We start from the raw sequence: 18,147 nt of genomic DNA on the forward strand, positions 1-18,147 counted from the left end.
CGTTCATCAAAGGTTGCGGACGCGCACGGCGGCCGCCGTCAGTGCGCGAGCCCCGGCAGCAGTTCGCGCACGCCCTGCGCGAGCATCTGGAACGCGATCGCGGTCAGCACGATGCCCGACAGCCGCTCGACGAGCGTGCGGCCGATCTCGCCGAGCCGCCGGCACCACGACGCCGAACACGCATAGGTGAGGCCGATCACGGCCGCATGCAGCACGCAGGCGGCGCTCAGCGCGAGCAGGTCGGCCGGCGTATGAAAGCGCGTCGCGGTCGTGATCACCAGCGACATCACCGCGCTGCCGATCGACAGCGGAAAGATCAGCGGCACCGCGATGTAGTTGCGCCACTGCGCATATTCGAGCTGCGTGCCGCCGCCGCTGCGCTCGTCGTTCGCCGTGCCGCGCATCATCGGGATCGACCACAGGCACAGCACGAGGCCGCCCGTCAGCGTCAGCGCGCCGAGCGTCAGGCCGAGCATGCGCAGCAGGAACTGGCCGCCCCACACCGCGCCGACCATCAGCGCCGCGATCCACGCGAACAGCCGGATCGCGATCTGCCGCTGCGTCGCGTCCGGGAAATGCCCGGTCACCGCCGCATACATCGGGATCGCGACCGGCGGACAGAACAGCGTCAAGAGGCCGGTCAGGAACAGCAGCAGGTCGCTCGACGTCAGCGTCATCGCTCGGGCTCGCGTCGTCGTTCAATCCTGCGCGGCTTCGTGCGCCGCCCGCTCGCGCGGCCGCATCTCGCCGTCGAAATCGTCGAGCGTCGGGAACGCCATCGGCGTGAGCCGGTCGAGCTGCGTCAGGTATGCGTCGTACCGATCGAGCACGGCCGCGCGTTCGGCGTCGCCGATATACGGCACGTGATAGCCGACGAACGACGGCAGCACGTCGAAGCCCGCATAGCCGAGCGTGCCGCGCAGCACGTGGCGCAGCATCAGGTCCATCTCGCCGTGCACGCCGTCGGCGCCGAACATGTGGTCGCGCCCGCCGCACGTATACGCGAGCAGCGCGCGCTTGCCGCGCATCCCGCCGCGATCGTAGAAACGCACGCCGCCGTAGACCTTGCCCGACACGAGCACGCGGTCGAGCCAGCCCTTCATGATCGCGGGCATCGAACACCAGAACAGCGGGAAGCTCAGGATCAGCAGGTCGCATTCGAGCAGCTTGTCGAGCTCGGCGGCGATGTCCGGCGCGATCGTGTGCGCGGCCACGTTCTCGCGCTGCTCCAGTGCATAGACGAGGTAATCGGGATTCTTCCGCACGCCGAAATCGGCCGCGCTCGCGACCGGATTCCATTGCATCGCATACAGGTCGGACACCGTCACCGTATGGCCCTGCGCTTCGAGCGTGCGAACCGCGCGATGCAGCATCGATGTCGTGAACGACTGCGGCTCCGGATGGGCGTGAACGATCAGGACTTTCATGATGTGACTTTTCTCCGGTTGAAATCAGACGGACCCGGCCGCGCGCCTGCGCAGCAGCGACAGGCCGATCGCGATGCAGGTCGCGGCAAGCAGCAGCGTGGACACCGACGCGATCGCCGGATCGACGTTCTCGCGCATCCCGTCCCACATGCGGCGCGGCAGCGTATACACGTTGCGGCTCGAAATGAACAGCGTGACGACGAGCTCGTCCCACGACAGGATGAACGCGAACACCGCGGCCGACAGCACGCCGGGCCGGATCGACGGCAGGATCACGTAGCGCAGCGTCTGCGCGACGTTCGCACCGAGGCTGCGCGACGCCTGCTCGATCCGCAGCCCGACGGTCGCGAGCGACGCCGACACCGCGACGACCACATAGGGCACCGACAGCACGACATGCGACAGGATCGCGGCCGGATAGCTGTCGAGCATCCCGAGCTCGCCCCACAGCCGGTAGAACGCGAGCGCCGACACGATCGGCGGCACGATCAGCGGAAACAGGATCACGCCGCGCACGAGCTCGCCGCGCCGCGACGCGACCTTCCACAGGCCGATCGCGCAGAGCGTGCCGAGCGTCACCGAGATCGCGGCGGACACCAGCGCGATCAGCCCGCTCTGCAGGAAGCTCGACACCCAGCCGTCGTCGTCGAGCAGCACGCGGTAGTGCTGCAGCGACAGCGCGCCGTCCGGCATCGACAGATAGTCGTTCGGCGTCAGCGAGACCGGCACCGACACCAGCAGCGGCAGCATCAGGAACAGGATCGCGGCCCATGCGACGCCGATCACCAGCGCACGCCCTGCACTCACTCGGGTTTTCATCGGATCGTTCTCCGGTCAGGTCAGCGCGCGCCGAACAGTTCGCGCAGGTCGACGAAGCGCGCGAGCAGCGCGAGCGCGGCCAGGATCGACGCAAGCAGCAGCGATGCGAGCGCAGCGCCGCTGCCCCAGTTCACCAGTTGCAGGATCTGCGTGCTGATGTACTCGGCGATCATCACCGTGCGGCCGCCGCCGAGGATCACCGGCGTCACGTAGAAGCCCAGCGAGAAGATGAACACGAGGATCGCCGCGCCGACGATGCCCGGCCGCGTCTGCGGGAAATACACCTTGCGGAACGTGACGAACGCGCGCGCACCGAGCCCCTGCGACGCGCGCGCGAGCTGCGGATCGATGCCCTTCATGTTCGCGTACAGCGGCAGCACCGCATACGGAATCATGAAATGGATCATGCCGATCACGACGCCGACCTCGTTGCGCATCAGCGGCAGCGGCGCGTCGATCAGGCCGATGCGCATCAGCAGCGTATTGACGAGCCCCTGCTCGCCGAGCAGGAACAGCCACGAGAACGCGCGCACCAGCACCGACGCCCAGAACGGCACGAGCAGCCCGAACATCAGCGCCATCCGCTGGCGCGGGCCGACATGCGCCATCGCATACGCGATCGCGTAGCCGAGCGCCACCGAGCAGACGGTCGTGACCGCGCACACGCGCAGCGTGGTCCACAGCACGCGGTGCACGCCGTGGTTCGCGAGCAGCCGCGCATAGTTCTGCAGCCCCGGCTCGGGCACGGTGAAGCCGAGCCACAGCACGCGCACGAGCGGATAGACGTACAGCACGATCAGCACCGCGAGCAGCGGCACGACGAGCAGCCAGTAGCGGTCGGCTTTCGCGCGAGCCGCCGGGGCGGCGCCCGTGACGGGCGAGGACAGCGTATTCATGGCGTCACGCTCCGTGGCCGCGGCTCAGGACGACATCAGGTCGGTGTATTGCGCGAGCGTCGCTTCGTAATGCTGCGCCCACCACTCGGGATTCACCTTGCACTGCTTCGCCCAGTTCTCCGGCGTGCCCGGATTGTCCGCGCGCAGCGCCTGCGGCACGGCGGCCGTCGCGGCCGTCGTCACCGGCCCGTTGCCGAGCAGCGACAGCAGGCGCACCTGCGGCTCGACGCCCTGCACGAACTTGATGAACTGCCACACCGCATCGCCGGACGGGTTGTTCTTCGGCACGCCCCACACGTCGCACGACGCGAGCCCCTGCTCCCACGTATAGCGGAACCGTCCGCCGGTTTCGCGCTGGATCACGTTCGCGCGTGTATGCCAGATGCAGGCCATGCTCACTTCGCCATTGCGCAGCAGTTGCAGGCTGTCCGCACCGGAATCCCACAGCAGCACGTTCGACTTCAGTTCCTTCAGCTTCTTCAGCGCGCGCGGCACGTCGATCGGATAGACCTTGTCCTTGTCGACGCCGTCGGCCATCAGCGCGGCCTCGAGCGCGCCGCCCATCCATTTCCACAGCCCGCGCTTGCCCGGAAACTTGCCGACGTTCCAGAAATCGGCCCAGTTCTTCGGCGGGTTCGCACCGAACTTGCGCGCGTCGTAAGCCAGCACGTAGCTCAGCAGATACGACGGCGCGCCGAAATCCGACGCGAGTCCCGGCAGCGCGTTGCGCCCGACGACCGAATAGTCGATCGGCCGCAGGAAGCCCTGCCTGCCGAGCTTGATCGCCGCGAAGCCGTCGAGGTCCATCACGTCCCAGATCACGTTCCGGTTCTCGACCATCGCCTTGATCTTGCCGTCCTCCGGCGACGAGTCGTAACCCATCCGGATTCCGCTCGCCTTGGTGAACGGATCCATATACGCGGTGCGGAACGCCGAGCGCGCTTCGCCGCCCCATGCGCTCAGCACGATTTCCTTCGGGTTCGCGGCCAGCGCGTGCTTCGCGCCGAGCGACAGCAGCGTCGGCGCGATGCCGGCGGCCGCGCACAGCCGCAGGAAATCGCGGCGGCGCTGCGAGGTCGCGGGCTGCAATTCGCGCGCCTGGTCGAGCAGGTCCTGCAGATGGCGGTTCGTCATGGTGTCTCCTCCTGGCTGGGCGGCGCCCGCCCGCGTCTCGTCGGTTCCGGGCGCCGTGAATCGACCGGCGACGGCGGCACATGCCGTCGCGCGGCATACGTCGCGCGCCGCGTCAGTCGGACGCGATCCGACAGGTCGCGTCGCGCTCCCACTGCACGAACACGTCCATCCCCGTGCGCGGCGATGCGAGCCCGCGCCATGCCGGCACGTCGGCCGTCACGCGACCGAGCGCAGCCGTCTCGATCTCGAAGCGGTACGACGAGCCGAAATAACTCCAGTGGCGAATGCGGCCGGCCACTTCGTTGTGCGCGCCGCCGCACGATGCAGCCGCGACGCCGATCTTCTCGGGCCGCAGCGCGAACAGCAGCGTGTCGTCCGGCCGCGCGCCGCACGCGCGCGCGACGAAGCGCGCGTCGCCGACGCGATAATGCGTCGTCTCGGCATCGCCGCCGAGCGCCACGCCTTCGATGAAGTTGCTCTTGCCGAGGAAGTCGGCGACGAAGCGGTTCGCCGGCTGTTCGTACAGCCCGTCCGGCGTGCCGATCTGTTCGAGCCGGCCGTCGCGCATGATCGCGATCCGGTCCGACATCGACAGCGCCTCCTCCTGGTCGTGCGTGACGAACAGGAAGGTCGCGCCGAGCCGCTCGTGCAGCGCCTTCAGCTCGACCTGCACTTCGCCGCGCAGCTTGCGGTCGAGCGCGCCGAGCGGTTCGTCGAGCAGCACCAGGTCGGGATCGAACACCAGCGCGCGCGCGATCGCGACGCGCTGCTGCTGGCCGCCCGACAACTGGCGCGGCAGGCGGTCCGCGAGATGGCCGAGCCGGACGAGTTCGAGCGCGGCCTTCACGCGCTTCACCGCGTCGGGCCCCTTCTGCCTGCGCACCATCAGCGGATACGCGACGTTCTGCTCGACCGTCATGTGCGGAAACAGCGCATAGCCCTGGAACACCATCCCGAAATTGCGCTTCTCGGGCGGCAGCGCGACGATGCTGCGGCCGCCGACGCGCAGGTCGCCGGTAGTCGGCTGCTCGAACCCCGCGACGATCGTCAGCAGCGTCGTCTTGCCGGAGCCGGACGGCCCGAGGATCGTCAGGAACTCGCCGCGCGGAATGTCGATCGTGGTTTCCCGCAGCGCGTGCACGTTGCCGTAGCGCTTCGACACGCGATCGATCTGCAGGCCCGCGCCGCCCGTCGTGCGACCCGCCGCTGTCGCGTCCGCCGCGGGCCGCGCACCCGGCTTTGCCTCCCCTACACCTGCCGACGTCTCCATCACCGCGCTCATCGTCCGTCTCCCGGTCATCTCAGAATTGGGTTGAACGTTCATTTAACAGAACTTATACTATGCCGAAATGCGGTCCGCAAGTAGCGGCGACCCTTGCCGGCTCTGACACACCCCGACACAAAACACCAAGGAGACAGTGATCAGCATGAGCGTTGAGGACATCCAAATCGAACGGCACGACGGCGTCGTGACCCTTCGCCTGAACCGGCCCGCGAAACGCAATTCGCTCGCGCGACCGCATCTCGACTTCCTGCGCGAGACGCTCGATGCGCTCGCGAACGATCCGGCCGTGCGCTGCGTCGTGCTGACCGGCACCGGCAGCGCGTTCTGTGCGGGCGCGGACGTCGACGAATGGGCCGAGGCCGAGCGCAACGGCGAACTCGACTCCTACGGCTGGACCGAGCGCGCGCACCGCTTCGTGCAGGCGCTCGCCGCGTTCCCGCGCCCGACGATCGCCGCGCTGAACGGTTCGACGGTCGGCGCGGGCACCGACATCGGCTTCGCGTGCGACTTCCGCATCGCGAGCACGGCCGCGACGCTGCGCTGCGGCTATACGGGCATGGGCTACAGCCCCGACATGGGCGGCAGCTGGTTCCTGCCGCGTCTCGCGCGGCCCGACGTCGTGCGTCGCTTCATCTTCCTGAACGAACGCTGGAACGCGCAGGACGCGCTCGCGGCCGGCCTCGTGTCCGAAGTCGTCGATGCGGACGAGTTCGCGCAACACGTCGCCGCATTCGCCGCTCGCCTCGCGCAAGGGCCGAGCGTCGCGTTCGGCCATACCAAGGCGCTGCTCGCGCAGTCGCTCACGCACACCCTCGCCGAGCAGCTGCGCGGCGAACTGGCGGCCGGCGTCGCCTGCGGTCACAGCGTGGACGGCCAGGAAGCGCTTCGCGCGTCGGTCGAGGGCCGCGCACCTCTTTTTGTCGGGAGATGATTCATGGATTTTTCGCTGACCCACGAGCAGGAAATGCTGGTTTCGTCGCTGCGCCAGTTCGTCGAAAAGGAACTGCAGCCCCATGAATTCGCCGTCGACCGCGCGGACGACGTGCCGCCCGAACTCGCCGACTCGATCCGGCGCAAGTCGATCGAACTCGGCTTCTACGCGTTCAACATGCCCGAAAGCGCCGGCGGCCCCGGCCTCGACTACGTGACGCAGGCGCTCGTCGAACGCGAGCTCGGCCGCACCAGCTGGGCGCTGCACGTGTTCGTCGCGCGGCCGAGCAAGATCCTGATGGCCTGCAAGGGCGACCAGATCGAGCGCTACCTGAAGCCGACCGTGCGCGGCGAACGCGTCGACTGCTTCGCGCTGACCGAGCCGGGCGCCGGTTCCGACGCGATGGGCATCCGCACGCGCGCGGTGCGCGACGGCGACGACTACGTGATCAACGGCAGCAAGCACTTCATCAGCCACGCGGACACGGCCGACTTCGTGATCCTGTTCGCCGTCACCGGCGAAGAGGACGTGCGCGGCCAGAAGCGCAAGCGCGTGACCTGCTTCCTGATCGACAAGGACACGCCGGGCATGACGGTCCGGCGCGGCCCGCACTGCACGAGCCTGCGCGGCTATCACCAGTCGGAGATCTTCCTGAGCGACTGCCGCGTGAGCGCCGCGCAGATCCTCGGCGAAGAGCATCGCGGCTTCGAGCTCGCGAACGACTGGCTGACCGCCGGCCGCGTGATGGTCGCCGCGAACAACATCGGGCGAGCGCAGCGCGCGTTCGAGATGGCCGCCGAATGGGCCGCGACGCGTCACCAGTTCGGCAAGCGCATCGGCGATTTCCAGGGCACGTCGTTCAAGCTCGCGGACATGCAGACGGAGATCCGCGCGGCCGAGCTCGTCACGCTCTACACCGCACAGAAGCTCGACCAGGGCACGATGACCGACGGCGACGCCGCGCTCGCGAAGCTGCTCGCGACCGAGACGCTCGGCCGCGTGACCGATCATGCGGTGCAGATCTACGGCGGCATGGGGCTGATGGACGAGCTGCCGATCGAGCGCTTCTGGCGCGATGCGCGCATCGAGCGCATCTGGGAAGGCACGTCCGAGATCCAGCGGCACATCCTGTCCAAGGAAATCCTCCGACGCTACAGCTGACATGAGCCCTCGCGCCGGCACACCGGCCGGCGCGCGTTCACAAAGGACCATCATGACCTCCACTCCCGAAGTCGGGGATCGCCGCGCCGCCGCCGCGGCCCATCTGCGCCGGCTGCTCGAGCCGGCCAGCATCGCGTTCGTCGGCGGACGCGGGATCGCGGGCGCCGTGCGGCGCTGCCGCGACTACGGCTTTGCCGGCGACATCTGGCTCGTCAATCCGAATCACGCCGACATCGACGGCGTGCGCTGCCACGCGAGCATCGACGCGCTGCCCGCCGCGCCCGATGCGGTGTTCGTCGCCGTGCCGGCGCGGCAGGCGATCGACGTCGTGCGCGCGCTGGCCGCGCGCGGCGCCGGCGGCGCGATCGTGTACGCGTCGGGCTTCTCCGAAACGGGCGCCGACGGCGCCCGGCTGCAACGGACGCTCGTCGAAGCGGCCGGCGACATGGCCGTGCTCGGCCCGAACTGCTACGGCCTGATCAACGGGCTGAACGGCAGCGCGCTGTGGCCGGTCGCGCACTGCGCGCCGCGCGTCGAGTCGGGCGTCGCGGTCATCACGCAAAGCGGCAATCTCGCGTACAACCTGTCGATGAGCGCGCGCTCGGTGCCGTTCGCATATCTCGCGAGCGTCGGCAACCAGGCGTCGGTCGATATCGCGCGTCTCGTCGATGCGTTCGTCGACGATCCGCGCATCCGCGCGATCGGCGTGCATCTCGAAGGCCTGAAGGACGTGCGCGCCTTCAGCGAGGCCGCTGCCCGCGCGCTCGCGCGCGGCGTGCCGATCGTCGCGCTGAAGAGCGGCACGTCGACGCTCGGCGCGCAGCTCGCGATGAGCCACACCAGTTCGCTCGCCGGTTCCGATGCGCTGTACGACGCGCTGTTCCGCCGGCTCGGCGTGATCCGCGTGAAGGATCCGGTCGGCCTCGTCGAAACGCTGAAGCTGCTCGCGATCGCGGGCGTGCCCGAGCGCCGCACGCTGGCCGCGCTCGCGACGTCCGGCGGCGACGCGGGGCTCGTCGCCGATCTCGGCGAGGCGCGCGGCATCGCGTTTCCGCCGGTCGGCGACGCGGGCCGCAACGCGCTCGGCCAGGTGCTGCCCGCGTATGCGACGATCGCGAACCCGCTCGACTTCACGACGACGCCGTGGGGCGATCCCGACAAGATGCGCGCATGCTGCGACGCGCTGCTTGCCGATCGCCCGGGCGCCGCCGCGATGATCCTCGACTATCCGCAGGAAGCGACCGGCGAGCGGCCGCTGTGCGACATCGCGGCGAACGCGTTCGCGGCGTCCGCGCGCCAGCACGGCGTGGTCGGCGCGGTGATCTCGGTGTTTCCGGACCTGACGCCGCCCGATCACGCGGCGCGCATGGCCGCGGCCGGCATCGCGCCGCTGCAGGGGCTCGCCGACGGCATCGACGCGCTCGGCGCCGCGATGACCTACGGCGACACGCGCCGCCGCGTGCTCGACGCCGATGCGCTCGGCGCGCTGCCCGTGCTGCGGGCCGGCAACGGCACGGGCGGCGACGGCGGCCCGGCCATCCTTCACGACGAATGGGCGAGCAAGCGGATGCTGGCCGCGCACGGGCTCGCGGTGCCGCCGGCCGAATGCGTCGCGCCCGCCGAGGCGCCGGCCGCCGCGCAGCGGCTCGGCTTCCCGGTCTGCGTGAAGGTCGTCAGCGACCGGCTGCCGCACAAGACCGAGGCCGGCGCGGTCGCGTTGAAGCTCGCCTCGCCCGAAGCCGTCGCCGAAGCCGTCGAGCGGATGAGCGCCCAGGTCGCGCGCTACGCGCCAGACGTGCGTGTCGAACGGATCCTCGTCGAGAAGATGGCCGACGCGCCACTGCTCGAACTAATCGTCGGCGTGAAGCGCGAACCGAATTTCGGTCTCGCGCTCGTGCTCGGCACGGGCGGCGTGCTGGTCGAGCTGATCCGCGACACCGCGACGCTGCTGCTGCCGGTGCGCGAAAGCGACGTGCGCGACGCGCTGCTCGGACTGAAGCTCGGCCCGCTGCTGACCGGCTATCGCGGCCGGCCGCCGGCCGATCTCGATGCGGTGGTCGCGAACGTGATGGCGATCGCGCGCTTCGCGCAGGCGCATGCCGACTCGCTCGTCGAACTCGACGTCAATCCGCTGCTGGTGATGGAACGCGGCGCGGTCGCCGTCGACGCGCTGGTGCGGCTCGACGCATAGCGCACCCGATGGCGCACGCCGGCTCGCTCGTGCAGCGGCCGGCGTGCGCGGACTCAGATCACCTTGCCGGGATTGAGCAGGCCGAGCGGATCGAACGCGTGCTTGAGCCGGCGCATCGCGGCAATCTCGGCATCGCTGCGCGAGCAGCCGAGCCAGTCGCGCTTGTAGCGCCCGATCCCGTGTTCGGCCGATACGGAGCCACCCGCGTCGCGCACGAGCGGATACAGCACCGCGTCGATGTCGTGCGCGCTCTCGCCAACCGCATACGGCGCCGACACGCACACATGCAGGTTGCTGTCGCCGAGATGGCCGAAGAAAAACACGTGCGCGCCGGGCCAGCGCGTCTTCAGCGCGCGCTCGCACGCGTCGATGAATTCGGCTGTCCGGCGCGACGGAATGCCGACGTCGAAATTCACGAGACCGGGCAAGTCGTCGATCGCGAGCCCTTCGCGCAGCGTCCAGAACGCCTGCGCATCCGCCGCGTTCTGCGCGAGCGCCGCATCGTCGATCAGCCCGCGTTCGAGCCAGTCGGCCAGCACGGCCTCGAACCGCGCGGCCGTCTGCGCGGCGTCGCCGCTCGCGCATTCGACCAGCACCTTGACGCCGCCGTCGGCCGGCAGCGGCGCGCGCAGGCCCGGCGTGTGTTCGGCGACATAGCCGTAGAACGCCGGCCACATCGCCTCGAAGCTCAGCAGGTCGGCGCAGGCCGCGCGCGCGTCGCGCAGCAGCGCGAGCGCCGCGGCCGTATCGCGCACCGCGCACAGTGCGGTCGACGGCGCGGCGAGCCGCCGATGCAGCCGTAGCACGACGCGCGTGACGACGCCGAGCGTGCCTTCGCTGCCGACGAAGATCTGCCGCAGGTCGTATCCCGCGTTGTTCTTCAGCATCTTGTTCAGCGAACTCAGCACGGTGCCGTCGGCCAGCACGACCTCGAGGCCGAGCACCTGCTCGCGCGTCGTCCCGTAGCGGATCACGCGATTGCCGCCCGCATTGGTCGCGACATTGCCGCCGATCTGGCATGAGCCCCGCGCGCCGAGATCGATGCCGAGCGCGAATCCCGCGTCGTCCGCCGCCTGCTGCAGGTCCTGCAGCGTCGTGCCGGCCCAGGCGGTGAGCGTGGCCGCGTCCGCGTCGATCTCGACGATGCCCTTCAGCCGGTCGAGCGACAGCACGATATCGTGCGCGCCCGGCGCCGCGCCGGCGGCGAGCCCCGTCATGCCGCCCTGCGGCACGACCGTCTGCCGGTGCGCGGTGCAGATCGCCAGCGCGCGGCTCACGTCGTCGACGCTGCGCGGGCGCAGCAGCGCGCGCGGCCGCACGCCCGGCGCTTCTCCGTAGTTCGTGAAATGGCGTTCGCCGATCGCGTCGCCGACGCTCACGCAGTCGTCGCCGAGCGCGTCGCGCAGCGCGGCGACGACGTCGCCGTTCGAGGAAGGATCGGACATGGTCGGCAGGGCCGGTCGCACCCGGCCCGTTCAGGAGAAAGGATCAGAAATTATGCCGCATGCCGACGCGCGCCGCGGCCTGCGTGCGGCTCGTCGACGGCGTGAAGCTGTAGCCGATCACCGCGTCGACGCCCTGCGACGCACGCATCCAGTCGACCGCCGCGTACACGTCGGTGCGCTTGGACAACGCGTAGTGCGCGCCGAGCGCGACCTCGTGCCAGTGATGGCCTTCGAACGTCGTGTACTGATAGCCCGCGACGAGCGACAGCGGCACGGTCGCCTGGTACAGGCCGCCGGCCTCGTACACGCGCATCGTCGACGACTGCCCGTAGCCCTTGAACGTCGTGTTGCTGAAGTCCGCGTTCAGCGTCAGCTTGCCGAACGCGTACGACGCGCCGATCCCGAAGATCGACTGCGAGTCGATCGAGAACGGCGTCGAGTCGTGCAGGTCGGTAACGGCGCCCGTCGCCGGATCGACGCTCGCGACGGTCTGCCCGAGCATCGTCCGCACGCCGATCTGCGCGTACGGATCGAGCGCCGCGAGCCCGCGCGGCGAATTGAGCCGCGTGTAGTTGCCGCCGGCCGAGAAGTCGCCCCGCGTATAGCTCGCGCCGACGCTCCACGCGCTGCCGTCGTGGAAGCTGCCCGCATTGTTGCTGAAGGAATACATGCCGCCGACGACCAGCCCGTGGAAGCTGCTGCTGACGAACTTCACCGCGTTCTGCAGCCGGTCGCCGCTCTGACGGTCGAAATCGCCGAGGTGAACGCCGTAGCCGCTGCCGAACGCGCTCACGTTGTAGTTCGCGGTGAAGTCGAACGCAAAGTCGTACTGGTTGCCGAAGGTCAGCGTGCCCCAGTCGTTGCCGAGGCCCACGTAGGCCTGGCGGCCGAACATCGCGCCGCCCTGGTTCAGCTTGCCGGTGCCGAGCCGGAAGCCGTTCTCGAGCTTGAACACCGCCTTGTTGCCGCCGCCGAGATCCTCGGTGCCCATCAGGCCGACGCGGTTGCCGTACGACACGCCGTCGTCGAACAGGTATGCATGCGCGCCGCCCGTATTGTTCACGTAGGTGATGCCGCCGTCGATGATCCCGTACAGCGACACGCTGCTCTGCGCATGCGCGTGACCCTGAACCATCACCGACATCATGCCAGCCAGCAGGAAGCGTTTGTTCATTTGCGGTGTCTCCAGTCTCCGCCGAGCGGATCGATTGTCATTGTTCGAAGAAGGCCGCCCGCCGGCTTCGCTTCGGCATCGCGGCGCTGGCGAGTATAGGTTTCGTTGAATGAATGTTCAATCGATTGATGGCGTCGTCGACACCGGTGTTTACACCCATCGGCAATTTCTTTATTGAAAAAACGTTCAACCCGTCATACCATCGGCGGGCAGTCCGCGTGGACGATTGCGCGGGCGTTCCTTCCCGAACCTCGGAGTGCACCGGATGACGACCCACCTCAGCCCCGCCGCCGATCCGCGCCTGCGCTCGGCCTACGAAGGACAGAAGTCGCGCCCGTACGATCCGGACGCGCCGATCGCGACGCCGCTCGAACTGCACCGCTGCGTCGTGCGGCCCGAATGGGTCGACTACAACGGCCACATGAGCGAATCGTGCTACCTGCTGGTGTTCGGCGACAGCAGCGATGCGTTCTTCCGCTACTTCGGCATCGACGACGACTATCGCGACGCGGGCTGCTCGATCTTTTCGGCGGAAACGCATATCCGCCACCTCGGCGAAGCGATGCTCGGCGATCCGCTCAGGCTCACGCTGCGGCTGCTCGACGTCGACGATCGGCGTCTGCACGTCTTCCATTCGATGCATCACGCGACGACCGGCGCGCAGCTCGCGACCGGCGAACAACTGCTGACCCACGTCGACCTGCGCGCGAAGCGCTCGGCGCCATTTCCCGACGCGATCCGCCGGCATCTCGACGCGATTCACGCCGAGCATGCACGCGCGCCGCGCGAGCCGCACGCCGGCCGCGCGATTGCGATCCGCCGCCCCGCCCCGGTTTCCCGCTGACGACATCGATGAACGACGGAGCCTCCATGCAGACGAACGACGCCTGGCGCACGCGCGCCGGCCATCTCGAGATCGAATCCCGCGCCTTCGTCGACGGCGCCTTCCGCGACGCGCACGACGGCGCGACGTTCGCCTGTACGAGCCCGATCGACGGCCGCGTGCTCGCGCAGGTCGCGCATTGCCGGCCGGCCGACGCGGACCTGGCGGTCGCGGCCGCGCGGCGGGCGTTCGAGCAAGGCGCCTGGCGCGGCGCGACGCCGCGCGAGCGCAAGCGCGTGCTGCTGCGCTGGGCCGCGCTGATCCGCGAGCACGCGGACGAGCTCGCGCTGCTCGAAACGCTCGATACCGGCAAGCCGATCGGCGACACGACCGCGATCGACATCCCGTCCACCGCGTACTGCGTCGAATGGTTCGCGGAAGCGATCGACAAGGTCGGCGGCGAAGTCGCGCCAACCGATCATCATCTGCTCGGCCTCGTCACGCGCGAGCCGGTCGGCGTCGTCGCGGCGGTCGTCCCGTGGAACTTCCCCGCGATGATCGCGATGTGGAAATGCGCGCCCGCGCTCGCGGCCGGCAACAGCGTCGTGCTGAAGCCTTCGGAGAAGTCGCCGCTGAGCGCGCTGCGGCTCGCCGCGCTCGCAGCGCAGGCCGGACTGCCGGCCGGTGTGCTCAACGTGCTGCCGGGCCTCGGCGACGCGGGCGAAGCGCTCGCGCGGCATCCGGACGTCGACTGCATCGCGTTTACGGGCTCGACTGCGGTCGGCCACAAGGTCGCACGCGGCGCGGCCGATTCGAACCTGAAGCGCGTGTGGCTCGAACTCGGCGGCAAGTCGCCGCAGATCGTGCTGCCCGACTGCGCCGATCTCGACCGCGCGGCGCGCACCGTCGCGCATGCGGTGTTCTACAACACCGGGCAGATGTGCACGGCCGGCTCGCGGCTGCTGGTCCATCGCGCGATCCGCGACGCGTTCGTCGCGCGCGTGCTTGCGATCGCGCCCGAGTATGCGCCCGGCGATCCGCTGTCGCCCGACACGCGGATGGGCAGCCTGATCGACGCGGCCCAGGTCGAGCGCGTGCTCGGCTATGTCGACGCGGGGCGCGACGAAGCGACGCTGCTCGCCGGCGGCCGGCGCGCGCGGGCCGACAGCGGCGGCCAGTACGTCGAGCCGACCGTGTTCGACTGCCCGCGCGCCGATGCGCGAATCGTGCGCGAGGAGATCTTCGGGCCGGTGCTCGCGGTGACCGCCTTCGACGATCTCGATACGGCGGTCGCGCTCGCGAACGATACGCGCTACGGACTCGCGGCGTCGGTGTGGACCGCGGACCTGGCGACCGCGCACGAAACCGCGCGCCGCTTGCGCGCGGGCACGGTGTGGGTGAACGGCTACGAGGAAACCGACGACATGAACTTCCCGTTCGGCGGCTTCAAGGAATCGGGCAACGGACGCGACAACTCGCTGCATGCGCTGGAGAAGTACACGGAGTTGAAGTCGACGATCGTCAGGTTGCGGTGACACGCCGCGATCGCCCCGTGCATCGGGGTTAGTCAGTACGCAATTTTTCGACAGTCCGCAATAACCGGATATCTCCTCGCGGCGCCGCTCGCTACCATCCATCGAACCGATCCGCCCTGTCCGTGCAGCGAGCAGCACGCTCGCGCGACAGGCGCGGCAACACGCGCTTTTGCCGTGAAAACCAGATGGAGCGACGACTCCCGGGAGACATTCATGCAACGCTACAAGGCGCTGACCGCGGCCCTGTTGGTGGTTTCCGCCATTGCCGCCGGCGTCGCGGCCTGCGGAGGCCATGTCGACGACGGCGCCGCCGCGACGGTCTTCGCCGCGAACGACCTACCGGAAACGGGGCTGCAGGGACAAGTCCCGATCGCGGACCAGACCAGCGGCCGCTCGACCGCCGGCTATCGCAAAGGGATGACGCTCGTCGGCCAATCGACGCTGATGGACCGCGGCGGCAACATGCAACTGGCGTGGTACCGGAACTGCGCGTATGTCGACAACGGCTCGGCGGGCAATCACCCGCTCGAAGGGCTGGCCGTCGTCGACGTCAGCGACCCGGCCAAGCCTTCGCTGGTCAGGATCGTCTCCAGCCCGACCGGACACAACAGCTGGGAAGGCCTGGAAGTCGGTTCGGCCACCGGCGTGATGGTGGCTTTCGCGACATCGCGTACGAACCCGCTGTATACGACACTGTTCGGCGCCGACAATCCGAACAACGACGGCATCGCGGCAGACGCGCTCGACGTCTACGACCTGTCGCAGGACTGCCGCAACCCGGTGCGCGCGGCCACGCTGAGTACGCGCGACTTGTTTCCCGGCGGCATCCACGGCCTGAAGATCTCGCCGGACGGCAGGACCGCCTACATCTCGACGATCAAGGCGTTCGCGGCGCCGGCGTCGCAGGCCACGCTCGCCGCCGTCGACATCTCGGTGCCGTCCGCGCCGAAGGTCATCGCAACCTGGAACTGGAACGACGATCCGGAGAACACCGGCGCCGAGGCCTGGCACGACGGCGATATCAGCGACGACGGCAATACGCTCTACTGGGGCACCGTCGCGAGTTTCGCGAACGAACCCGTCAAGCACACGGGCGTGCGCGCATTCGACGTGTCGTCGATCCGGAACCGGTCGGCCAATGCGTCGTTCAGGCTGCTCGGGAAAGTCGACTGGACGGACTGCGGCGATTCGCAGGGGCATACGGTCCAGTTCGCGAAGATCAATGGCGCACCGTACGTGTTCGCCGGCGCCGAATGCACGGGCGTGCAGTACCACGTGATTCCGGTCGGCGATCCAGCACACATGACGGTGGCCGCGACCTATACGACCGAGGCCAGCGACCCGAAGAACGCCGCCGCGGTGGCGAATGACAACGTGACCTACTGGGGGCACTACACCGGCGTCGACAGTGTCGCGAACGCCACCACGCTGTTCGTCACGTGGTACGGCTCCGGCCTGCGCCTGCTCGACATCCGCGATCCGCTGCACATCAAGGAATTTGCGTACTACAACCCGCCCGCGCATCCGAACAACGTGTTCTGCGGCTTCATGTGCGCGACCAAGAACGAGGTGCTGATGAGCGACGTTCATTACGACAGGGGTTCGGGAAACATCTGGTTCGCCGGCGTGAACGGCGGCTTCTACGTTGCGCACATTACGGCGTCCGCCGGTCCGAACGGGCTGACCGTACAGTGATCCGATGACTGCGACGTCGCCATCGCAAATGCGGCCGCATCGTTCACGCCGATACGCGACGGGCTTCGTCGTGCTCGCGTGCGCCGCCCCGGCAGCCGCTCATGCCCATGCATTCGGTGCGATCTACACGCTTCCGCTGCCGCTGTGGCTGTACCTGTACGGCTGCGTCGCCGCGCTCGTTGCATCGTTTGCCGTGGCGATCGTGGTCGGTCACGACGGACGCTGGCTCGGCATCCCGGTTCAACGTCAGCGCGGCACACCCGAAGCGGACGAGCGCCGGCTCGATCGTCTTTGCAACCGATGGTGGCTTCGCGCCGCCGGCGTTGCCACGCTGGCGATCGGTACGACATGCGCACTGGTCGGCTCGCCGGTCGCCAGCGCGAATCTGAGCATGACGCTGTTCTGGGTACTGTTCGTGCTGGGTTTCCAGTACCTGTGCGCATGCTTCGGCAATCTCTACCGCGCGGTCAACCCGTGGCGGACGACGGCGCAACTCGCCGGTATCGCGACAGGCGGCGGCAAGGCGATGCGACACGGCGATGCGCGCGGCTACTACGTCGCATTCGCTTTCCTGTACGGACTGATCTGCCTCGAGTTGTTCGGCAGCGGCAGCCCGCGCGAACTCGGGATGGCCTTGCTCGCGTATACGGCGATCAATCTGACGGGTGCTCGTGCGCTGGGCTCGCGCGCGTGGTTCGGCAGCTTCGAAGCGTTCGCAGTGCTGTTCAACATCGTCGGTTCGCTATCGTTGCTGCGCCCGACGCACCGACAGTTGGCGATCGTCGAGCCGGTCATCGTGCCGTGCGCCGACGGCGGCACGTTGCGGGCGCCGCCGACCGGACTGATGCTGTGCATCCTGTTCCTGCTGTCGTCGACGGCGTTCGACGGTTTCCGCGACACGCGCGTCTTCGTCGATCTTTACTGGGTGCACGCCTACCGGTTTCTCACGCCGTGGACAGGGTCGGACATCACGCGCTCGTTTCCGCTGCTGCAATCGGGCTACCACGCGCTGCAGTACGTCGCGCTGCTCCTGTCGCCGCTGCCATTCGCGGGCGTCCTGTGGCTAGCCTGCCGCTGCGGCAAGGCGTTGCTGCGCACGCGCATTTCGTCGGTCACGCTCGCGCACGCGTTCTCTCCGGCCGTCATTCCAGTGGCCGTCGGATACAACGTCGCGCATTACTTCACGCTGCTCGCGTCGCAAGGGCCGGATATCGTCAGACTGATCTCGGACCCGCTCGGAAACGGCTGGAATCTGTTCGGGACCGCGTTTCATCACACGGGCACGCCGATCCTGCCGGCCGACCTGGTCTGGCATATCCAGGTCGCCGCGATCCTGGGCGGCCATGTGATCGGCATCCTGGCCGCGCACCGGATCGCCCTTCGCATCTTCGGCACGGGCAAGACGGCCGCGCTCAGCCAGTTCCCGACGCTCGTCGTGATGCTGCTCTATACGACCGCCGGGCTCTGGATCCTGTCGGCGCCGTTCGCCGGCGACGGGATGGCCGTGGTGCGATAAAAGCGAGACCCGGGTTCCGCTCATGTGCGAACCCGGATTCATTCCTGCCAGGAAACAATCAATCGCATCGCGGCGATTCCGCTCCGGTGCGGGACGTTCTAGACTGTCGGCTCCT

The 18,147-nt window shown here is 68.7% G+C and carries 15 protein-coding genes; 7 read left to right on the top strand and 8 right to left on the bottom strand.

What is annotated here, in order from left to right; genetic code table 11:
• Nucleotides 1–38 precede the first annotated feature (38 nt).
• From WS57_RS08115 to WS57_RS08140, 6 genes are all read right to left on the bottom strand, one after another.
• Nucleotides 39–677, bottom strand: coding sequence for a MarC family protein (locus tag WS57_RS08115; RefSeq protein ID WP_059603152.1), 639 nt, complete (start codon nucleotides 675–677; stop codon nucleotides 39–41).
• 21 nt (nucleotides 678–698) lie between these two features.
• Entirely contained in the window at nucleotides 699–1,427 is a 729-nt protein-coding gene (locus tag WS57_RS08120) for an NAD(P)H-dependent oxidoreductase (protein ID WP_069244018.1), read from the bottom strand.
• Between the two features lie 24 nt (nucleotides 1,428–1,451).
• Nucleotides 1,452–2,246: an ABC transporter permease gene (locus tag WS57_RS08125; protein ID WP_059514222.1), complete on the bottom strand. Its 795-nt coding sequence runs from the start codon at nucleotides 2,244–2,246 to the stop codon at nucleotides 1,452–1,454.
• Nucleotides 2,247–2,266: 20 nt separating this feature from the next.
• Complete coding sequence (locus WS57_RS08130; protein WP_060300282.1) at nucleotides 2,267–3,142, bottom strand: ABC transporter permease; 876 nt, start codon at nucleotides 3,140–3,142, stop codon at nucleotides 2,267–2,269.
• Between the two features lie 24 nt (nucleotides 3,143–3,166).
• Entirely contained in the window at nucleotides 3,167–4,276 is a 1,110-nt protein-coding gene (locus WS57_RS08135; protein WP_059603147.1) for an ABC transporter substrate-binding protein, read from the bottom strand.
• A gap of 112 nt (nucleotides 4,277–4,388) precedes the next feature.
• Entirely contained in the window at nucleotides 4,389–5,558 is a 1,170-nt protein-coding gene (locus WS57_RS08140; protein WP_069244019.1) for an ABC transporter ATP-binding protein, read from the bottom strand.
• Nucleotides 5,559–5,703: 145 nt separating this feature from the next.
• On the opposite strand from WS57_RS08140, the gene WS57_RS08145 reads away from it, so the two are divergent.
• Genes WS57_RS08145 through WS57_RS08155 form a run of 3 tightly spaced genes read left to right on the top strand, consistent with a single transcriptional unit; the run spans nucleotide 5,704 to nucleotide 9,844 of the window.
• Nucleotides 5,704–6,492, top strand: coding sequence for an enoyl-CoA hydratase/isomerase family protein (locus WS57_RS08145; protein ID WP_009695187.1), 789 nt, complete (start codon nucleotides 5,704–5,706; stop codon nucleotides 6,490–6,492).
• A 3-nt stretch (nucleotides 6,493–6,495) separates the two neighbouring features.
• Complete coding sequence (locus WS57_RS08150) at nucleotides 6,496–7,653, top strand: acyl-CoA dehydrogenase family protein (protein WP_009695186.1); 1,158 nt, start codon at nucleotides 6,496–6,498, stop codon at nucleotides 7,651–7,653.
• Nucleotides 7,654–7,705: 52 nt separating this feature from the next.
• Nucleotides 7,706–9,844 (top strand): acetate--CoA ligase family protein, encoded by a 2,139-nt coding sequence (locus tag WS57_RS08155; RefSeq protein WP_059514209.1) that lies wholly within the window; start codon nucleotides 7,706–7,708, stop codon nucleotides 9,842–9,844.
• A gap of 53 nt (nucleotides 9,845–9,897) precedes the next feature.
• Here the strand turns inward: WS57_RS08155 and WS57_RS08160 are convergent, their stop codons facing one another.
• Nucleotides 9,898–11,289: an FAD-binding oxidoreductase gene (locus tag WS57_RS08160; protein ID WP_069244020.1), complete on the bottom strand. Its 1,392-nt coding sequence runs from the start codon at nucleotides 11,287–11,289 to the stop codon at nucleotides 9,898–9,900.
• A gap of 43 nt (nucleotides 11,290–11,332) precedes the next feature.
• On the bottom strand, nucleotides 11,333–12,463 hold the full coding sequence (locus WS57_RS08165; RefSeq protein WP_059514202.1) for a porin: 1,131 nt from the start codon (nucleotides 12,461–12,463) through the stop codon (nucleotides 11,333–11,335).
• Nucleotides 12,464–12,728: 265 nt separating this feature from the next.
• Here WS57_RS08165 and WS57_RS08170 point away from each other — a divergent pair, with 265 nt between their 5' ends.
• The 4 genes from WS57_RS08170 (at nucleotide 12,729) to WS57_RS08185 (ending at nucleotide 18,032) form a co-directional block, all read left to right on the top strand.
• Nucleotides 12,729–13,307, top strand: coding sequence for a thioesterase family protein (locus WS57_RS08170; RefSeq protein ID WP_059603128.1), 579 nt, complete (start codon nucleotides 12,729–12,731; stop codon nucleotides 13,305–13,307).
• A 26-nt stretch (nucleotides 13,308–13,333) separates the two neighbouring features.
• On the top strand, nucleotides 13,334–14,821 hold the full coding sequence (locus WS57_RS08175) for an aldehyde dehydrogenase family protein (protein ID WP_059603127.1): 1,488 nt from the start codon (nucleotides 13,334–13,336) through the stop codon (nucleotides 14,819–14,821).
• A 213-nt stretch (nucleotides 14,822–15,034) separates the two neighbouring features.
• Nucleotides 15,035–16,516, top strand: coding sequence for an LVIVD repeat-containing protein (locus WS57_RS08180; RefSeq protein WP_009687365.1), 1,482 nt, complete (start codon nucleotides 15,035–15,037; stop codon nucleotides 16,514–16,516).
• Between the two features lie 28 nt (nucleotides 16,517–16,544).
• Nucleotides 16,545–18,032 (top strand): hypothetical protein, encoded by a 1,488-nt coding sequence (locus WS57_RS08185; RefSeq protein WP_069244021.1) that lies wholly within the window; start codon nucleotides 16,545–16,547, stop codon nucleotides 18,030–18,032.
• Nucleotides 18,033–18,147: the final 115 nt, after the last annotated feature.

Source organism: Burkholderia pseudomultivorans (assembly GCF_001718415.1).
GTDB classification, from domain to species: domain Bacteria; phylum Pseudomonadota; class Gammaproteobacteria; order Burkholderiales; family Burkholderiaceae; genus Burkholderia; species Burkholderia pseudomultivorans_A.

What these genes read in the sequence shown, in the direction of transcription:
- WS57_RS08115 (WP_059603152.1), bottom strand. Translation starts at nt 677, where the DNA reads ATGACGCTGACGTCGAGCGACCTGCTGCTGTTCCTGACCGGCCTCTTG.
- WS57_RS08120 (WP_069244018.1), bottom strand. Translation starts at nt 1,427, where the DNA reads ATGAAAGTCCTGATCGTTCACGCCCATCCGGAGCCGCAGTCGTTCACG.
- WS57_RS08125 (WP_059514222.1), bottom strand. Translation starts at nt 2,246, where the DNA reads ATGAAAACCCGAGTGAGTGCAGGGCGTGCGCTGGTGATCGGCGTCGCA.
- WS57_RS08130 (WP_060300282.1), bottom strand. Translation starts at nt 3,142, where the DNA reads ATGAATACGCTGTCCTCGCCCGTCACGGGCGCCGCCCCGGCGGCTCGC.
- WS57_RS08135 (WP_059603147.1), bottom strand. Translation starts at nt 4,276, where the DNA reads ATGACGAACCGCCATCTGCAGGACCTGCTCGACCAGGCGCGCGAATTG.
- WS57_RS08140 (WP_069244019.1), bottom strand. Translation starts at nt 5,558, where the DNA reads ATGAGCGCGGTGATGGAGACGTCGGCAGGTGTAGGGGAGGCAAAGCCG.
- WS57_RS08145 (WP_009695187.1), top strand. Translation starts at nt 5,704, where the DNA reads ATGAGCGTTGAGGACATCCAAATCGAACGGCACGACGGCGTCGTGACC.
- WS57_RS08150 (WP_009695186.1), top strand. Translation starts at nt 6,496, where the DNA reads ATGGATTTTTCGCTGACCCACGAGCAGGAAATGCTGGTTTCGTCGCTG.
- WS57_RS08155 (WP_059514209.1), top strand. Translation starts at nt 7,706, where the DNA reads ATGACCTCCACTCCCGAAGTCGGGGATCGCCGCGCCGCCGCCGCGGCC.
- WS57_RS08160 (WP_069244020.1), bottom strand. Translation starts at nt 11,289, where the DNA reads ATGTCCGATCCTTCCTCGAACGGCGACGTCGTCGCCGCGCTGCGCGAC.
- WS57_RS08165 (WP_059514202.1), bottom strand. Translation starts at nt 12,463, where the DNA reads ATGAACAAACGCTTCCTGCTGGCTGGCATGATGTCGGTGATGGTTCAG.
- WS57_RS08170 (WP_059603128.1), top strand. Translation starts at nt 12,729, where the DNA reads ATGACGACCCACCTCAGCCCCGCCGCCGATCCGCGCCTGCGCTCGGCC.
- WS57_RS08175 (WP_059603127.1), top strand. Translation starts at nt 13,334, where the DNA reads ATGCAGACGAACGACGCCTGGCGCACGCGCGCCGGCCATCTCGAGATC.
- WS57_RS08180 (WP_009687365.1), top strand. Translation starts at nt 15,035, where the DNA reads ATGCAACGCTACAAGGCGCTGACCGCGGCCCTGTTGGTGGTTTCCGCC.
- WS57_RS08185 (WP_069244021.1), top strand. Translation starts at nt 16,545, where the DNA reads ATGCGGCCGCATCGTTCACGCCGATACGCGACGGGCTTCGTCGTGCTC.